The sequence below is a fragment of the Brenneria roseae subsp. roseae genome (assembly GCF_003115845.1).
Taxonomy (GTDB): Bacteria; Pseudomonadota; Gammaproteobacteria; order Enterobacterales; family Enterobacteriaceae; genus Brenneria; species Brenneria roseae.
The window spans coordinates 1-2,006 of the sequence record NZ_KZ819053.1 but is presented as its reverse complement, the minus strand read 5'-3'; the positions used below and the strand labels follow the sequence as shown (position 1 = coordinate 2,006).

Annotated in this window: 1 rRNA gene; it reads left to right on the top strand. The window is 53.9% G+C overall.

The annotated features are described in order from the left end of the window. Positions 1 to 1,952: ribosomal RNA gene (locus DDT52_RS20765) — 23S ribosomal RNA — on the top strand; the annotation flags it as partial. Between the last annotated feature and the right edge of the window lie 54 nt (positions 1,953 to 2,006).

Here is a 2,006-nt window from a genome sequence, read left to right as displayed (position 1 = left end):
GTTGGGTAGGGGAGCGTTCTGTAAGCCGTCGAAGGTGGCCTGTGAGGGCTGCTGGAGGTATCAGAAGTGCGAATGCTGACATAAGTAACGATAAAGCGGGTGAAAAACCCGCTCGCCGGAAGACCAAGGGTTCCTGTCCAACGTTAATCGGGGCAGGGTGAGTCGACCCCTAAGGCGAGGCTGAAAAGCGTAGTCGATGGGAAACAGGTTAATATTCCTGTACTGGCTGTTACTGCGAAGGGGGGACGGAGAAAGCTAGGTTGGCCGGGCGACGGTAGTCCCGGTTTAAGCGTGAAGGTGGGTGTTTTTGGCAAATCCGGAACACCATAACACTGAGGCGTGATGACGAGCCACCACGGTGGCGAAGTAACCGATGCTACGCTTCCAGGAAAAGCCTCTAAGCACCAGGTAACAGTGAATCGTACCCCAAACCGACACAGGTGGTCAGGTAGAGAATACTCAGGCGCTTGAGAGAACTCGGGTGAAGGAACTAGGCAAAATGGTGCCGTAACTTCGGGAGAAGGCACGCTGGATTTGGTGAAGTCCCTTGCGGACGGAGCTGAGACCAGTCGCAGATACCAGCTGGCTGCAACTGTTTAATAAAAACACAGCACTGTGCAAACACGAAAGTGGACGTATACGGNAATCGTACCCCAAACCGACACAGGTGGTCAGGTAGAGAATACTCAGGCGCTTGAGAGAACTCGGGTGAAGGAACTAGGCAAAATGGTGCCGTAACTTCGGGAGAAGGCACGCTGGATTGGGTGAAGTCCCTTGCGGATGGAGCCGAGACCAGTCGCAGATACCAGCTGGCTGCAACTGTTTAATAAAAACACAGCACTGTGCAAACACGAAAGTGGACGTATACGGTGTGACGCCTGCCCGGTGCCGGAAGGTTAATTGATGGGGTCAGCTTTCGGGCGAAGCTCTTGATCGAAGCCCCGGTAAACGGCGGCCGTAACTATAACGGTCCTAAGGTAGCGAAATTCCTTGTCGGGTAAGTTCCGACCTGCACGAATGGCGTAATGATGGCCAGGCTGTCTCCACCCGAGACTCAGTGAAATTGAACTCGCTGTGAAGATGCAGTGTACCCGCGGCAAGACGGAAAGACCCCGTGAACCTTTACTATAGCTTGACACTGAACCTTGAGCCTTGATGTGTAGGATAGGTGGGAGGCTTTGAAGCGTGGACGCCAGTCTGCGTGGAGCCGACCTTGAAATACCACCCTTTGATGTTTGATGTTCTAACGTGGGCCCGTAATCCGGGTTGCGGACAGTGTCTGGTGGGTAGTTTGACTGGGGCGGTCTCCTCCCAAAGCGTAACGGAGGAGCACGAAGGTTAGCTAATCCTGGTCGGACATCAGGAGGTTAGTGCAAAGGCATAAGCTAGCTTGACTGCGAGAGTGACGGCTCGAGCAGGTGCGAAAGCAGGTCTTAGTGATCCGGTGGTTCTGGATGGAAGGGCCATCGCTCAACGGATAAAAGGTACTCCGGGGATAACAGGCTGATACCGCCCAAGAGTTCATATCGACGGCGGTGTTTGGCACCTCGATGTCGGCTCATCACATCCTGGGGCTGAAGTAGGTCCCAAGGGTATGGCTGTTCGCCATTTAAAGTGGTACGCGAGCTGGGTTTAGAACGTCGTGAGACAGTTCGGTCCCTATCTGCCGTGGGCGTTGGAAGATTGAGAGGGGTTGCTCCTAGTACGAGAGGACCGGAGTGAACGCACCACTGGTGTACGGGTTGTGATGCCAATTGCATTGCCCGGTAGCTACGTGCGGAAGAGATAACCGCTGAAAGCATCTAAGCGGGAAACTTGCCTCGAGATGAGTCTTCCCTGGGACTTCGAGTCCCCTGAAGGGCCGTTGAAGACGACGACGTGGATAGGCTGGGTGTGTAAGCGCAGCGATGCGTTGAGCTGACCAGTACTAATGACCCGGGAGGCTTAACCTTACAACACCGAAGGTGTTTTAGAGAGACGAAGAATTTTAGCTTGTTCAAAGATTG